This is a genomic window from Nitrobacter sp. TKz-YC02 (genome assembly GCF_049852135.1).
Classification (GTDB): Bacteria; Pseudomonadota; Alphaproteobacteria; order Rhizobiales; family Xanthobacteraceae; genus Nitrobacter; species Nitrobacter vulgaris.
On sequence record NZ_CP180728.1, the window covers coordinates 2,416,135 to 2,432,216 of the forward strand.

A 16,082-nucleotide genomic window follows, 5' to 3' on the forward strand; every position below is an offset into this window, starting at 1 on the left:
TGCGACCTCGCGAACATGCAAAGAGCCGGGATGATGGGATTCAACACGGTGAACGCGGCAAATCATGATCGCTGATACATTTTCGATCCTCACGTCGGTCGCAAGGCTTTCGAGTCCGTGTCGAATTCGGCGATCTGCTTGTTGCGTTCCGACCCGATGCCGGCAAGGTGATCGGTCGCGATCGCCACGTAGACAGCCGGAAGCACGAACAGGGTGAACAGCGTTCCAATCATCATGCCCGACACGACGACGAGACCGATCGAGAACCTGCTCGACGCGCCCGCGCCGGACGCGATCAGCAGCGGCAGCAGACCGGTGACCATCGCCGCCGTTGTCATCAGGATCGGACGCAATCTGATCCGGGCAGCCGTCTCGATCGCGGTGCGCTTGTCGAGTCGCTCCTTGAGTTGCAGTTCGTTGGCGAATTCGACCATCAGGATGCCGTGTTTGCTGATGAGGCCGATCAGCGTCAGCAGGCCCACCTGAGTATAAATGTTGATAGTCGCGATGCCGAAGAACAGCGGAATCAGCGCACCCAAAATCGCCATCGGCACGCTAATCATGATGACGAGCGGATCACGCAGGCTTTCGAACTGTGCCGCCAGCACCAGGAAGATGATGATGAGCGCAAAACCGAAAGCGATCGCAAGCTGATTGCCTTCCTTTACGTATTGTCGAGCGTCAGCAAGATAATCGTGACTGAACCCCTTCGGCAGATTTCTCGCCTGTTGCTCGAGGAATTCCACAGCCTTGCCCACCGTCACGCCCGGCATCGGCACCGCCTGGAAGGTCGCCGCGTTGAGCTGATTGTAGTGCGTCAACGCATTGGGATCTGTCTCGGTCTTGATGGACACCAGCGTGGTGAGCGGAATTTGCTGGCCGGTGTTGCTCGGAACATAGTACCCCTCGAGGGATTCCGGCGACAAGCGCTCGCCGCGGGGCACCTGCGGGATGACCTGATAAGAGCGTCCCTGGAGGTTGAAACGGTTCACATAGTTGCCACCGAGCAGCGTCGCCAGCGTCACGCCGATCTGCTGCATGGTGACGCCGAGGTCATTTGCCTTGGTCCGATCGATAGCAACGCGAACCACCGGCTGGTTGTAGTCGAGGTCGCTATCGCTGACGATGAAGAGGCCACTCTTCTTCGCCGCCTCCTTGAGTTTAATCATCTCCTCATAGACCGCCTGGAAACCGGATGTGCTGTAGATCACCATCTGGACCGGCAGACCGCCCGGACCGCCCGGTAGCGGCGGCAGATTGAAGGCGAAGGCGTTGACGCCCTCGACCTTGCTGATTTCAGCTTGCACCAGCGGCTTGACATTGATCGCGGAGCGCTTGCGTTCATCCCACGGTTTCAGCAACATGCCGGCGATGCCGTTATTGATGCCATCGGTGCCGTTGATCATGAAGCGCAGATCAGTCTCGGGGAAACCCGCAAATGCCTTGTCGAGCTTTTCGCCGTAAAAGTCCATGTAGTCGATATTGGCGTATTTCGGTCCCTTGATGACCGAGAACACGATGCCCTGATCCTCTTCCGGCGCCAGCTCCGTTGACGTGTTCATGTAGAGAAAGCCAACCAGTCCGAGGATCGTCACCGCGAATAGGGCAGTTATCGGTCGGTAGTCGAGCGAGCGATCCAGCTTTCGGCCGTACCAATGCGTGACCGAACTAAAGACCTTGTCGACCTTGGTGGCAAACCAGCCCTGCCCGCCGTGCTTGAGCAGCACCGAGCACATCATCGGCGAGAGCGTCAGCGCGATAACTCCGGAAACGATCACCGCACCCGCCAGCGTGAAGGCGAATTCCCGGAACAGCGCCCCGGTAAGGCCACCGAGGAAGCCGATCGGCGCGTACACTGCGGCCAGCGTGATCGTCATCGAGATGACCGGACCGACGATTTCGCGCGCGCCCTGCAATGACGCCTGAACCGCCGTCTTGCCCTCCTCGAGATGGCGGTGGATGTTTTCCACCACCACGATGGCGTCATCGACCACGAGACCGATCGCAAGCACCATCGCCAACAGCGTCAGCAGATTGAAGCTAAATCCCGCTGCCATCATCAGGGCGCAGACGCCAATTAGCGACAGCGGGATCGTTACCACCGGGATGATGACCGAACGCAGTGAGGCAAGAAACAAAAAGATCACAACGATGACGATGAGAACCGCCTCGATCAAAGTGTTCTGCACCTCATGAATCGAGGATCTAATGAATTTGGTCGAGTCGTAAGCCACTTTCATCTTCATCGAGGGAGGAAGGTTGCGCTCGATGTCGGGAAACAGCGCCCGCACGCCGGAGACGATATTCAGCGGGTTGCCCTGCGGGGTTGCCTGCACTCCAATAAAAATCGCGCGCTGCCCGCTGAAAGCGACGCTAGCGTTCGTGCTTTGCGCCGCAAGCTGCACCTCGGCGATGTCTTCCATGCGCACGAAGCCGCCGTCCTTGGCCTTCACTGTCATGCGCTTGAACTGCTCGACGCTTTGCAGGTCGGTATTGGTCGAAACGTTGGAGATCGTATAGTAGCCTTTGGTCTGACCCGCCGCCGCCTGGAAGTTGTTAGCGGCGATCGCGAGGGCGACTTCCGTGGTGGTTACATTGCGTCCGGCCATCTTTATCGGATCGAGCCACACCCGCATCGCGAAGGTCTGGCCGCCGAGGATGTCGGCCGAAGCCACGCCGTCCACAGTCGAAAGGATCGGCTGCACCACGCGCGTCAAGTAGTCGGAGATAGCCGAACCAGAGAGTTCGTCGCTCGAGAAGCCGATATACATCACCGCCGTGGTTTCACCGGTGGACTTCAAAATCACCGGGTCGTTGGCTTCCTTCGGGATCAGGTATCTCACCGAATTGACCTTCGACAAAACCTCAGTGAGCGCTGCATTCGGATCAAAGTTCAGTTTGACGTAGACCTTGATTTGGCTCTGGCTCTGGGTCGAGGACGAGGTGATGTAGTCGACGCCCTCGGCCGACGCGACCGCCTGCTCGATCGGCGTGGTGATAAAGCCTTGCATCAAATCCGCCGACGCGCCCGGATACGCCGTGGTGACGGTGATCACGGTGTTGGATAGCTTCGGATACTGCCGGACCGGCAAATTGTAGGCCGCCGCCATGCCGATCAGCAGGATCAGCAGGCTGACGACGACCGACAATACCGGCCGCTTGATGAAGATGTCCGTGAATGCCATGAGGCGCTCCGTTGACGCGTGGCCGCTCCGTGGATCGAAGCACAACCGCGAGACGTTCGATCGATGCGGGGCCGCCTTGGCGGACCCGTTTTTGAATCAGTTTAGCGGCGGATTCTCCGGAATCTGCGGCAGCGGATCCTTCGAAATCTCGACCGCGGCCCCCGACTGCAGCTTGAGCTGGCCGACTGCAGCGACCTTGTCGCCGGGCTGCAGCCCTTTCTCGATGACAGCGCGGCCATCAATGCGGTCACCGGTACGCACGAAGGTGCGCTCGACAGTCAAGCTGGTCTTGCCGTCATCCTCCTTCTTCTCCTTGATGAGATAGACGGAGTCGCCATATAGCGTGTACTCGACTGCGGTTTCCGCGACCGTGATAACCGGCGGCTTCTCCGGCAGCACCACGATAACATCGGCAAACATGCCGGGTTTAAGGATGTTGTCGGGGTTGGCGATAGTGGCCTGGACGCGGATGTTGCGGGTTTCGGTGGCTATCTGAGGCTCGATGGTCGTGATCCTGCCCTCGAACTTTTTGCCCGGATAGGCATCGACCGATACCCGCACCGTCTGGCCGACGGAAAGCCGTCCACTTTCCTTTTCAGTGACGGTGAAATTCGCAAACAGCGTCGACAGATCGGTCAGCGACACGACCTGTGTGCCGGCGGTGAGGAATTGTCCCACCTCCACCTGACGCACGCCGAGCACGCCATCGAAAGGCGCGCGCACCAGCTTCTGCGAAATGATCGCCTCGGTCTTGGCGATTCCGGCACTGGCCTGGTCGAACGCGGCCTGCGTCGTGTCCACCGTTACCTGTGCGCCGACCTGACGTGCAGCGAGTTGCTTCGCCCGATCCAGCGCGAGCCTGGCCACCGTCGCCTGGGCCTTGTAATTGGCCAGATCGCCTTGCTCCGGCTTGTCGAACAGTTGCACCAGCGGAGTGCCCTTGGTGACGCGACTGCCGGCGGTGAACAGAATGTCGGTGATGCGGCCGCTGACGTCGGAGGTGACGTTGACCTGATGCACCGCGGCCAGACTGCCCACCGCACGCTGCAGATTCGGCAGCACCTCGGACTTCGCCTCGACCGCACTGATCGTCACCGCCGGCGGCTTGTTGTTGGCGAAGAACTGCGCGATCATATGCGCGCGGAACGCGTTGAATCCGACCAACCCGCCGACCAGCAACGCGAGCAGTACGCCTACAATGATAAACCAGCGCATCATGCGCACCGGGCGCGTGCGATGCTTCTCGTCCAGTTCGCGCGGCGGTGCGATAGTCTTGTCGCCGGTATTGCCTTCCCTTCTTACCGTCATGTCATGCACTTTCTGCGGCCGACGTTTGGGCGGCGTTGAATATAGGTTCCCGGTCCAGATGCAAGGCAATTGCCGCTGCATTCAGACCGACCCCTCGAAGAATGAACTCACAAATCTGCCGCTCCAGGTCGGGTCCGCTGCCGTATGACAGGGTTGGAACGGAGGGAAGGTTAGTTAGAACCATCATGAGAACTGTATGATGCGCAAACCAGAACAGATTGAGCGGCTCGCGCCCGACCGGCACCGCATCCCCAGCGACGATCGCGCGCTCAAGTGAGGCCGTGAAAGCTCGGCCAATCAGGTCTCGGATTTTTTCGTATAGCAATCGGGCAAATTCACCATCGTCGAGCTGACTTGAAACCATGAGACGCAGACGCTGCGCCTCCTGCTGATCCGGCGAAGCGGAGGCATTCAGGAAGTGCTTGACCATGCCGCGGATAAGAATGACGAGCGTCTCGGTCGAAGGCTCGCGATCAAGCAAGCGATGCAGCGCCGGATCGGCCTGGCAGGCTTCAGCCAGAATTTCGGCATAGAGCGCAGCCTTGGTGGGAAAGTGTTTGAACAGTAATGCCTCAGAAATCGAGGCAGCGGCCGCAACACTCTTGGTCGTCGTACCGGCGAACCCGTTGTGCGCGAAACACCGTTTCGCAGCGCTCAGGATCAACTCCCGCCGTACATCGCTGGTCATCCGCAGATTGCTCATGGGACGTGAGTAAGCACTCACTCTATCTTAGTCAAGAGAAATGCTGCATCGCATCATTTCAATTAAAACAAAGATGATCGCGGGGCCGGTCGCGCGATACCGGAGAATTACGGATGTGGCTGTCCGGTCAGAGGTTTACGGAAAAAGTCCCCGCGTTGCCTTCGCAGCCCGCACTTTCTCTACGCCGAGCGCCATTGCCGCGGTGCGATGCGAGATATTGTCCTTTTTCGCACGATCGACCATCTGCCCGAAGGCGCGATCCAGGATCTGATATTCGCGGCGCGTCACCTCGTCTTCTTCCCAAAACAGTTGCTGCAGATCCTGAACCCATTCGAAATAGCTCACCACCACGCCACCAGAATTGCAGAGGATGTCGGGAATCAGAAAAATCTCATGCTGACGTGTCTCCAGGATCAGATCCGCTTCAGGCGTCGTGGGCCCGTTAGCGCCCTCCGCCAAAACGCGGCATTTCAGGTTCTCGGCGATATGTGCATCAATCACGCGTTCCACCGCGGCGGGAACGAGTACATCACACGGTAGCGTCAGGATCGCCACGGGATCGTACTGAAGCTGATTGGAATATGCTGCGATACTTCCATGCGTCCCGGCGTGGCGCAGTAGCGCGGGAATATCCAGACCCTTCCTGTCATAAAGCGCACCGGTGTGATCGCTCACCGCGATGATATTGACGCCCGAGTTGTAAAGCTCGAGCGCCGCATGGGATCCGACGTTGCCAAAGCCCTGAACGACGGCGGTCGCACTTCCGAACGCGATGTCGAGCTCGTTCATGACGCGGCGGGCCAGATGGGCGACACCGCGGCCCGTAGCCTCGCGACGCCCAAGCGTGCCGCCCGAGCTTACGGGCTTTCCGGTGACGATCTCGGTGACGGTGCGGCCCTGATGCATGGAATAGGTATCCATGAACCAAGCCATCACCTGCTCGTTAGTGCCCATGTCCGGGGCCATCACATCGGTGTGCGGCCCGACGAACGGAATCATCTCCTGCATGTAACGGCGCGATAGTCCTTCCAATTCGCGCATCGAGATCGATTTGGGATCGACCCTGACGCCGCCTTTGGCTCCGCCATAGGGCAATCCGACCAGCGCGCATTTCCAGCTCATCCAGATGGCGAGTGCTGCCACCTCGCCGATATCCACGCACGGCGCAAAGCGCGTTCCGCCCTTTGTCGGACCCAGCGTGAGGTGATGCTGCACGCGGTATCCCTCGAAGACCGCAATCGACCCGTCGTCGCGATGAACCGGACAGGAAATCGTGATGGCCCGCTTCGGCATCAGGATGCGCTCTCGCTCGTCCATCGGGATCGACAGATGATTGGCGATGACCCCGAACTGCTGAACCGCCATGTCGAAGACCGGGCCGGCGTAAACCGTCATCGTTCTCTCCTTCGTGATCCTTATTCGCGACCGCCTAGGCATTTGATCGCGCGGGATACGCCTCGCCGAGAGCGAGTCGCCTGCTATGCCTTCATGATGTGAACAGTATAGTCACGCAGTCCAACGATAACATCCGTCGCTCAGATTAAAGGCTGTATAAAAGTATCGCCGCCGCACATGAATGTACGATGGTTCAATGGACGCTCCGGTTATCGAGCCTGCCCATGGGACAGGCGATGTCCCCTTGTCGGCAGAATTTCAAGCAAGCGCCCGCTTCAGATCGAAAGCAGGATCGGCAGCCTGCTCCGGCGGGATCGAACCGTTCACAGCCAGAAAGCGGCGGCCGAAGACGTGATCCGATGCACGGTTGACCGATTCGATTCCGATCAGGCGGCCGTCCTTGTAACAGAACGCGGAGAACGACCCCTGCCCGGCGTCGCCACGCACGACGACTTGATCGTAGCCGGTGGTCAGGCCCGCGATCTGCAGCTTGTCAGGTCCCTGATCGCTCCAGAACCACGGAAAACCATCATAGCTCTTCATGTCACCGGTCAGCCGCGCCGCCACGCAGCGGGCCTGATCGGCCGCATTCTGCACGGATTCGAGCCGCAGCGGCGCACCGAAACGCACGCTCTTAAACAGCGCACAATCGCCGATCGCTGAAATATTAGGATCGGCCGTGAGCAGGTGCTCATCGACAATGATGCCGGAGGCCACCGGAAGATCCGCCTCTGCCGCCAGTTCAACGTTGGGCAAAACGCCAACGCCGACGACCACGAGATCGGCTGCGATCGGCCTGCCGTCGCTCAGAGTAACGCCTGTCACACGACCTTCGTCGCTGGTGATGCTCGTCGCCTGCACTCCGAAATGAATCCGAATCCCTGCCTCGCTGTGACGGCGCTGAAAGAACTCCGAAATCTCCGACGTGACCGCACGCGCCATCACGCGAGGCGCAAGCTCCACGACATCGACCTCGAGGCCCTTCGCCCGCGCGGTCGCCGCGAATTCGAGACCGATAAAGCCCGCCCCGACAACCACCACTCGCCGCCTAGTGGGAAAGAGCTGCCGCAGCATCTCACTTTCGTCGAGCGATCGGAGATAGAGGACATCCTTCAGACCGGCATTGGGGATGTCGAGCAGGCGGTTGCGCGCGCCCGTTGCCAGCACAAGGTGTTTGTAAACGCGAGAAGCACCGGAGGCGCAGACGAGTTGAAGCGCGCTGCGGTCGATGGCGACGACGCGATCGGAGATCAGCTCAATGCGCTGATCGTGATAGAATTTCTCTGGCCTGAACATCACCTTATCAGGACCGCCGCCGCCTTTCAGATAGGCTTTCGAGAGCGGAGGCCGCTGATAGGGCAGATGCGGCTCGTCATTGATGAGGCTGACGGGTCCCTCGTACCCGGCCTGACGCAACGACGCCGCTAATTGAAAGCCGGCATGGCCGGCGCCGACGATCAGAATCGGTGCTTCTACCATTCGTCAAACCGACCAGCTTGGAATGATCTGAACGTCCGTCATATCGCCTCCAAAGTGTTCTCTTTCTGCCGCGAGCTTCGCTCCGCGCCGTTTTCTTGCACGAACCCGCCACAGATTGCCACTCCTCACGGGTCCGCGGTTCGCAAACGATCGGATAATGCGACACATTGCGTCCGTAGAACGCCGTGAGCTATCCAATTTGCCCCCTGCCCCGGAGTAATCCCAGATGACAGCCCTCAATCCCAGCTCTCCCGAAGGTTCAGGGATGTCCGGCGCCGCGCTCAAGCGCGTCGATGACCATCTGAGGCGGCGATATATCGATGCCGGCCGGTTTCCGGGCACGCAGCTGATGGTGTATCGCCGCGGCAGCCTCGTGCACAGTTCTGTGCAGGGCTTTGCCGATCTCGAACGCCGGGTGGCGCTGAAGGACAACACCATCTTCCGCATCTATTCCATGACCAAGCCGATCACGTCGGTCGCATTTATGATGTTGGTGGAGCAAGGCCTCGTTGCGCTCGACGAGCCGGTTCACAAGTATATTCCCGAGTGGAAGAACCTTGGCGTGTTTCAGGCGGGCACCGCGCCTGCCTTCATGACCAAACCGCCGACGCGGCCCATGCAGATCATTGACTTGCTCCGTCATACATCCGGGCTAACTTACGGTTTCCAGCAGCGAACCAACGTCGACGCGGCGTATCGCGACAAGCAGATCGGCACGCTCGACCCTGCGGGCACGCTCGATTCGATGATCGCAAGCCTTGCTGACATTCCGCTGGAATTCTCGCCGGGCGAGGCCTGGAATTACTCGGTCTCCACGGACGTGATCGGCTACCTCGTGGGCAAGATCAGCAGCATTTCCTTCGAACAATTCCTGAAAGAGCGCATTTTTAATCCGTTGGGAATGGCCGACACCGACTTCTTCGTGCCGGCCGACAAGGCACAACGACTCGCGGCCTGCTACAATACGACGGTCAGCGGCATGATATCGGCTCAGTCGCTGGATACGAAGGGCGGACTGACGCTGCAGGATGATCCCGCCAAGAGCCCTTTTCTCTCGCTGCCCAGCTTCATCTCGGGAGGCGGCGGCCTGTGCTCGACGGCTGCCGACTATCTCACGTTCTGCCAGGCGCTGCTCAACGGCGGCGAACGCGGCGGCGTCAGGCTGATCGGGCCGAAAACGCTGGCGCTGATGACGACCAATCACCTGCCCGGCAACCGCGATCTGCCGGACATGTCGCGATCGATGTTTGCGGAAACAACCTACGCCGGCATCGGCTTCGGCCTCGGCTTCTCCGTCACCATGGACCCTGCAAAGACGCTAATAGCCGGGAGCCCCGGTGAATACGGCTGGGGCGGCGCTGCGACGACCTCGTTCTGGATCGACCCAGCGGAAGACCTGATCACTATCTTCATGACGCAGGTGATACCCTCGACGGCGTATCCGATCCGCCGAGAACTTCGCACCATGGTGTACGCCGCCATTACCGACGCCAATCTTTGACGCTGCAATCATCCCCGCGTCAGCATTCCAGATAAGCTAGAAGAGACACCGTCAAATACGATTGCGAGTCTTAACGCTTGGATCGTCGACGGCCTCGCCGACCGAGGCCAATGCCCGCTTCGCCGCGATCAGGTGCGGAATGTCATACATCTTGCCCTCGATACCCACCACGCCGGCATCAGGTTGACTGGCGAAGGCAGCGACGACGCGGCGAGCGTGTGCCAGATCGGCTTCGGATGGAGTGAAGCAGGCGTTGATCGTGGCAACCTGGTCCGGATGGATCGCGAGTCGCCCGACGAATCCGTCACGGCGAGCGACACGGCAACTCTCAGCGAGGCCCGCCTGATCCTTGAAATCACTGTACAGCGTCTCAAGCGCAAGAACGCCAGCCGCGTTAGCCGCAAAAAGGCATTGGGCACGCGCAATCTGATAAGGAGACGTCCAATCGCCATTCGGCTCTTTATTGGTCAGCGCGCCAAGCGCGGTGCTGAGGTCTTCAGCGCCCCATGTCATGGCCGCAAGCCTTGCGCTCGCACCTGGATTCCGCCTGACATAGCCGGCAAATCCAAGCATCGCAGCAGGCGTCTCGGTGGCGATAGCCAGCAGCTTCACATGCCCTGGCGGAATGCCCGCGGCCACCTCCAGAACATCGACATAGTGCGAGATCTGCTCGACGTCTTGAATGCCGTTGACCTTCGGAATCAGGATGCCGTCCAGCCCGGGGCGGACGACAGCAGCAAGATCAGCCAGCGTCAGGCCCGTTCCGAGCGCGTTGACCCGCACCAGAAACGTCCAATCTCGAGCAGTCGCGCCGAGAAAGCTCTTCACTGCGTCACGCGCAAGCGCCTTGCGGCCGGGTGCGACAGAGTCTTCCAGATCAAGGACAAGCGCATCCGCGCCGCAGGTGTCGGCCCGCGTGAACTTGCGATCGCTGTCGGCCGGGACGAAAAGGAGCGAGCGCCACTTCATGCCGGCCTCCGCATCATCAGCGCGTTGCGGCGGCAAAACACCACCTCCTCATCTCGCTGGTTGTATCCGCGATGCTCGAAAGTGACGATACCCTGCGTTGGACGCGACTTGCTGGCGCGAACCGAAGCCACTTTCGATTCCGCGCGCAACGTATCGCCCGCGAATACCGGACGCGGAAACCTGGTTTCCTCCATACCAAGGTTTGCGACCGTGGTTCCGAGAGTCGTGTCCTGCACCGAAAGGCCAATGATGAGACCCAGCGTAAAGATGGAATTGATCAGAGGTTTACCGAATTCAGTCGACTTGGCATATTCGTGATCAATGTGCATCGCGGCCGGATTGCAGGTGAGCGAGGAAAACAGAACATTATCCATGTCGGTGACGGTTCGCCGAATTTCGTGAACGAACCTCTGCCCGACGGAAAACTGCTCGAAATACAGTCCGGCCATTCAGCTCTCCTCTCCCGCCGTCGGATTTGAACGCGCGACCAAGCGGAATCCACATTGCGGCTGGCCTGGAGTTTGCCATCCGCTACCACCGGCTGCAATGAGTCGGGCTTATGGCTTCGCCGGGGACGAGAGGTAAGCGGACCGGCGATTAAGACGCGATCAAACGGATAGATGCAGGTGAACCTGCCATGCCAGGCTCATTTCATTGCTATTGAGATTGCGAACCAGAATGGCGTCGATATTTTATCGGCGATGTTCTATAGCGTTTTCGAGCGAAGTGGTTACCGGTTCGCATGAAGAAAACGCGTCAAATCAAAATCATAGAGCCCTGCTTCTGATTCCGTAAGGAGCGGAAAGGCTCTATATCGGGGTGCCCGATCGGATGCCCCTGCGCGATGGCAATTCCGCATTGTTCTCACAAATCCAGAGTCTATCCCCATGGAAACAAAACTGACCCGGAAATTCATCGCCGAAGTCGCTTCGCTCTCTGTCTTCGGAGTCGGGCTCGCCGGCGTCTACATTCTGGCCAAGGCGCTTAAAGGCGAGACGGCGGATTTAACGATCGCGTTGATCGCCACGGCCATATTCGTGGTGTCATATGTCCTTGGTCAGTGGGTCAAACGCACGATCAACCCGCCAGCTGTGGAACGATAATCGCTGGAAACCTTCACTCTCGGCTGGTGTTATTATTGCGTTTCGGCGAAGCATGTCCTCGGGTCTGACCCGAGGATGGATACCGGTTCGCGTGATGAAAACGCATCAGATCAAAAGATGGAGCCTCACCGTTTCCGTGAAGCGGTGAAGGACTCTCGTGACCTGCTGCCGGGTTTTCGGACAAGAAGTCCAGCTTCTGGCGATCGTCTGTCTGCTACCACTTGTACGAAAGGCTTCCCGTGATACGCCGCCGGTCGCCGTAGAAGCACGAGTCCGAACTCGAGCATGTCGCGACGTAGATCGTGTCGGCGACGTTGATGAAGTTAACTGCGGCCCGCCAGTTGTCCCATTCATAATGAACCGCCAGATCACCAAGGACCACGGCCGGCACGGTAAGAGTATTCGCAGCATTCGCAAAAGACGATCCAACGTATCGGACGCCGCCTCCCAGGCCAAAGCCGCTTAGCGCCCCTTCGCGGAAGGTGTAGTCAGTCCACAGCGACGCGAGTTCACGCGGAGTGCCGACCGGCGTTGTTCCCAACAGCGATGTGTCCAGGTCCCTGCTCACAAAGAAATTGAAATTGGTATAGCTGGCCGTGATCTTGAAATCGCGCGTGATGTTGGCAACGGCCTCCAGTTCAAGGCCGCGGGACGTGACCTCGCCGTTTTGAATCTGCAGTTGCGGGTTGTTCGGATCGGTCGTCAGCGCGTTTCTGCGTTTCAGATCGAATAGCGCCACACCGAAACGTGCGTTAAGCCCCGTCGGTTGATATTTCAATCCAACTTCAGATTGCACGGCCGTTTGCGGCAGGAAGATATTTCCGGTGGCGCCATTGATGCCGATGATCGGATTGTAACTGGTTGCATACGAAGCGTAAGGAGCCAGGCCGAAGTCAAAATTATAAATAATGCCACCGCGACCGGAAAACTTGCTGTCCTCTCGGGTCTGATACGACCTGGCAAGATCGTTATCGATTGTGCCAACCCAATCGTTGCGGCCCGACAGGACGAGCGTCAGGCGATCGAACTTGATCTGATCCTGAAGATAGAGTGCGACCTGGTTCTGAGTTACATGCGCATCGCGATATGGCGCATCGCTAAATGGTGCGGTCGGAGTATAGACAGGATTGATCAGACTTATGGGCGCGCCATCTCCAAAGCCCTGCATATCATCGAGGGTGAAGCGTTTTAAGTTGAACCCGCCGAGAACCTTATGGGACACCGGGCCTGTTTCGAATCGGGATTCGAGCTGACTGTCCATGTTGGCCTGGCTTGCTTTGCTGCGCACCAAAAAATTACCTCGAGCGAGACTTGCGGTGGCGGGATCTCCATTTTCATATCCAAGTCCGAACATCGTCGCGTTATAAAGGTCCACATACCCATAACGGGCATTCTGACGGAACGTCACGTTTTCCGATAGATGCTTCTCAAATTGATAACCTACCATCGCCTGATCGCGGCGTTGCCTATCCATGCTTGGTTCGCTGGCGAAGAGATTGGTAGGTATCCGACCGAATGGAGCGTTCACCACCGTACCTTCATAGGGAAGGAAGTTCAGACCGCGCGTCACGCTGTGTGACGCCTGAGCGTAGATCGTCAGTCGCGTATCGATGTCCGGCATCCATGTCATCGACGGCTGGAGGAAATAATTATCGTCGTTGATGAAATTGACCTGCGTGCCTCCGCCCCGGATCTGACCGACTATCCGATAAAAGAGTTTTCCATCGTTTCCTGCATTTAGAGGACCACCGACATCGAACTGGGTGTAGGCATTGCCGAAATTGTTGACGCCTGCCTCGATATAGCGAGTTGGCTCTTCGCCAGCGAACCTGCTGACGGCGTTCACGATGCCGCCAGGGCCGGACCCGCCGTAAAGGATGGCTGAGGGGCCGCGCAGAACCTCGACGCGATCCAGACCGAACGGCTGGATTTTCCAGGTAGCGAAAGACATGGACGTCAGCTGCAAACTGTCCAGAAACGTGCTTTGTTCCTGCACTTGGAATCCGCGAATTTGAAACCAGTCGTTGCGCGGATCGCTGCCGGCCGTGCCCCCGAAAACACCGGCCGTGTAGCGCAGCGTTTCGTCGAACTTGGCGTTGATGTTCTGATCCCGAATCTGCTCCCTGCCGATCACCGATATGGACTGCGGCGTCTCTATGATCGGGGTGTTGGTCTTGGTGCCGGTCATGCTCTGATTGGCGACATAACCGTTAACAGGGCCCAATGGGTTCTCCCCCTGCACGTCGATCGTGTCGAGCGCAACCGCGCCGGCCGGCATCGCGCCAACGCTAGCGCCAGCCGATGAAGGATTAACGATCTGGACCGTGCGGGCGCCGGTGAGCCGCGCGGTCAGTCCGGTGCCGGCCAGCAATTGGTTGACGCCCTCGCGCACGGTGAGCGTACCCGAGACGCCCGGCGTTCGCGCTCCGCTCGGCACCGCGCCATCGAATACGAGATCGACGCCGGCGGCGCGCGAGAAGGCCACGATGCCGGTTGACAAAGACTGCGGCGGGATGGCGAAAGTGATCGACCGTTGCATGGTGCCCGCAGCGGGTGCAGGCGCGGTCTGCGCAAATGCGGACGGAGATGTCAGCAGCAGGACGGCGATCGACGACGACCCAAGCAAAGTCATCAGCCTGGTCGCCTTGACCCTCGAAATAGTCCGCCCCGCCATCGTCGCGCTCCGTCATCAGATTAACGCCGGCATGATGCCGATGTCCCCACAGGGTTAGACGAAGCAGACTTGCGATTATCCGATTGGACGCGAACTTTTTTTCTGAGCGGCGTCAGGCATCGAATACAAGGGTCAGATAGGGGGTCACATTGACGACCTGGATCGGAAGGGCCTCCTCAAGCGTGGCGAGAATATTCCCTGATTTCTCGAGGTCGATGATCAGCGTGACTGGACGGGCCGCCAAGGCCGCTCCCATTACCATCAGCCTGCCCCGCCGCCAGCGATTGAGTGAGGCGATAACCCGTCCGAACGGCTGCGAAAGAAAGATCAAGCGGCCGTCGCGCCAGCCAAGCTCCGAGGCCGGATCAATGCTCTGAGGGACGCCGATGCTGTCGCGGTCATATGTGAGCTGCGATCCCGCGTCCAACCGCGCGTTTTCTGCGCCGACGCGAATGTTTACAGCGTGCCGGGCGACAGTAACACGCACGTCGTCGTCGGAGATATAGTCCACATTGAATGAGGTTCCGGCAGCCATCGTGCGGCCCGCCGCCGCCTCAACCACGAAAGGGCGGGATGTCTCGGGCGCAACCGAGAAGAAAGCCTCGCCTTGATGCAACGTGACTAGGCGAAGGTGCGAACTGAAATCGGCAGACAAGGCTGTCGCGCCGGCCATTTCCACGGTCGAATTGTCGGCGAGGGTTACCGTCCGGCGTTCACCGGCGCCCGTGCGATAGTCCGCGAATGGATGCTGTCGGTAGGCGACCCAGCCGCCTCCACCGACCATAGCAGCGAGCACGCCTTTGCCGAGGGTCCGGCGCGTGATGGCCATCTGTCTTGCGCGACGGCGCGCCTGGACGATCGGAAGTTCTGCGGCTCCCGACCACAGGCGTTCGACCTCCGCATAGGCGGCGCGATGGCGCTCGTCCCGTCGCAGCCAGGCGCGGAAAGCGACCTGATTAGCCTTCGTCACCTCGTCAGCATGCACGGTCGCGAACCACGTCACGGCCTCCTGCGATATCGGATCGAGACTCCCGCCGAAATCATTGTCGTCGGTCCAACTGGGATCCGGCCCCATCAGACACGCTCCTTTGGCAGGCCTGGGACACGACCCAGGACCGGCTGAACTATAGCGCTCTTATTATCTGGAGACGATTTGGAGAGCGAGATATCTCACGCGCACAGAAAATTATTCGTGCGTCCGATCGAGCGCCAACTTGAGATGCATCATGACCTTGAGCATCTGGCTGAACGCCGATTGCGGCGAAATGCCCATGGTCCGGCCAATCTGGGCGAATGTATCTCCTTCGAGACGTGCCAGGAACACCTCCCGCGCCCGCTCCGGAATTTGATTGAGAGCTGCCTGCAAGAGCACCAACTCCTGGCGCGACAGCAGCACGCGCTCCGCGGATGGCGATTCGTCGACAATATGCTTAAGGACATCGTCACTACTGTCGACGAGCGGCATCAGCCGCTGCCTGCGCGCGAGATCAATCGAGAGATTGTTCGCGGTCCGGAAAATATAGGCCTGCACGTTATCGATTGGCGCGACCGGCGTCGCGGTCAGGAGCCTCAGGAAAGTCTCCTGAGTGAGATCGGCGGCGGTTTCGGCGGTCGCACCCCGCCGCCGCAGGAAGCGCCTCAGCTCCTCACTATGCCGCCGAAACAGATCTTGAATATCAAAGGCCACGGGTCAGCCCCTCGGCCGCAAGGATGCGCGGGGGCACCTTCCTGCTTGCAACCGCTGCGCCATTTTCTAGGAGGGCGG

12 protein-coding genes are annotated in these 16,082 nt (G+C 59.2%); 2 read left to right on the plus strand and 10 right to left on the minus strand.

All coding sequences use genetic code 11. From position 1 onward, the window contains the following. Nucleotides 1-89: 89 nt before the first annotated feature. The 5 genes from ACM561_RS11495 to ACM561_RS11515 form a co-directional block, all read right to left on the minus strand. On the minus strand, nt 90-3,185 hold the full coding sequence (locus ACM561_RS11495; protein ID WP_425905196.1) for a multidrug efflux RND transporter permease subunit: 3,096 nt from the start codon (nt 3,183-3,185) through the stop codon (nt 90-92). Between the two features lie 96 nt (nt 3,186-3,281). Beyond that, nucleotides 3,282-4,493 carry an efflux RND transporter periplasmic adaptor subunit gene (locus ACM561_RS11500; RefSeq protein ID WP_425905198.1) on the minus strand — a complete coding sequence of 404 codons (1,212 nt, stop codon included), beginning with the start codon at nt 4,491-4,493 and terminating at the stop codon, nt 3,282-3,284. A 1-nt stretch (nt 4,494) separates the two neighbouring features. Next, the gene (locus tag ACM561_RS11505; RefSeq protein ID WP_425905199.1) at nt 4,495-5,196 is read right to left on the minus strand and encodes a TetR/AcrR family transcriptional regulator; all 702 of its coding nucleotides are present in this window, start codon (nt 5,194-5,196) and stop codon (nt 4,495-4,497) included. A 135-nt stretch (nt 5,197-5,331) separates the two neighbouring features. Next, on the minus strand, nt 5,332-6,591 hold the full coding sequence (locus tag ACM561_RS11510; RefSeq protein ID WP_425905201.1) for a Glu/Leu/Phe/Val family dehydrogenase: 1,260 nt from the start codon (nt 6,589-6,591) through the stop codon (nt 5,332-5,334). A gap of 258 nt (nt 6,592-6,849) precedes the next feature. Continuing rightward, on the minus strand, nt 6,850-8,070 hold the full coding sequence (locus ACM561_RS11515; RefSeq protein WP_425905203.1) for an NAD(P)/FAD-dependent oxidoreductase: 1,221 nt from the start codon (nt 8,068-8,070) through the stop codon (nt 6,850-6,852). 226 nt (nt 8,071-8,296) lie between these two features. Here ACM561_RS11515 and ACM561_RS11520 point away from each other — a divergent pair, with 226 nt between their 5' ends. Beyond that, entirely contained in the window at nt 8,297-9,571 is a 1,275-nt protein-coding gene (locus tag ACM561_RS11520) for a serine hydrolase domain-containing protein (protein ID WP_425905205.1), read from the plus strand. A 51-nt stretch (nt 9,572-9,622) separates the two neighbouring features. On the opposite strand, the gene ACM561_RS11525 is transcribed toward ACM561_RS11520, so the two are convergent. Next, a complete protein-coding gene (locus ACM561_RS11525; protein WP_425909723.1) occupies nt 9,623-10,540 on the minus strand; it encodes an HpcH/HpaI aldolase/citrate lyase family protein in 918 nt (305 codons plus the stop codon). After that, nucleotides 10,537-10,989, minus strand: coding sequence for a MaoC family dehydratase (locus ACM561_RS11530; RefSeq protein ID WP_425905207.1), 453 nt, complete (start codon nt 10,987-10,989; stop codon nt 10,537-10,539). Before ACM561_RS11530 ends, ACM561_RS11525 begins: the two co-directional genes overlap by 4 nt. Nucleotides 10,990-11,427: 438 nt before the next feature. Between ACM561_RS11530 and ACM561_RS11535 the strand changes: the two genes are divergently transcribed. After that, nucleotides 11,428-11,643: a hypothetical protein gene (locus ACM561_RS11535; RefSeq protein WP_425905208.1), complete on the plus strand. Its 216-nt coding sequence runs from the start codon at nt 11,428-11,430 to the stop codon at nt 11,641-11,643. 214 nt (nt 11,644-11,857) lie between these two features. Here the strand turns inward: ACM561_RS11535 and ACM561_RS11540 are convergent, their stop codons facing one another. The 3 genes from ACM561_RS11540 to ACM561_RS11550 all read right to left on the minus strand — a co-directional run bounded on the left by ACM561_RS11540 (nt 11,858) and on the right by ACM561_RS11550 (nt 16,004). Continuing rightward, nucleotides 11,858-14,317, minus strand: a complete 2,460-nt coding sequence (locus tag ACM561_RS11540; protein ID WP_425905209.1) for a TonB-dependent siderophore receptor — start codon at nt 14,315-14,317, stop codon at nt 11,858-11,860. A gap of 112 nt (nt 14,318-14,429) precedes the next feature. Further along, complete coding sequence (locus tag ACM561_RS11545) at nt 14,430-15,392, minus strand: FecR family protein (RefSeq protein ID WP_425905211.1); 963 nt, start codon at nt 15,390-15,392, stop codon at nt 14,430-14,432. 111 nt (nt 15,393-15,503) lie between these two features. Then, nucleotides 15,504-16,004 (minus strand): RNA polymerase sigma factor, encoded by a 501-nt coding sequence (locus ACM561_RS11550; RefSeq protein WP_425905213.1) that lies wholly within the window; start codon nt 16,002-16,004, stop codon nt 15,504-15,506. Nucleotides 16,005-16,082 lie beyond the last annotated feature (78 nt).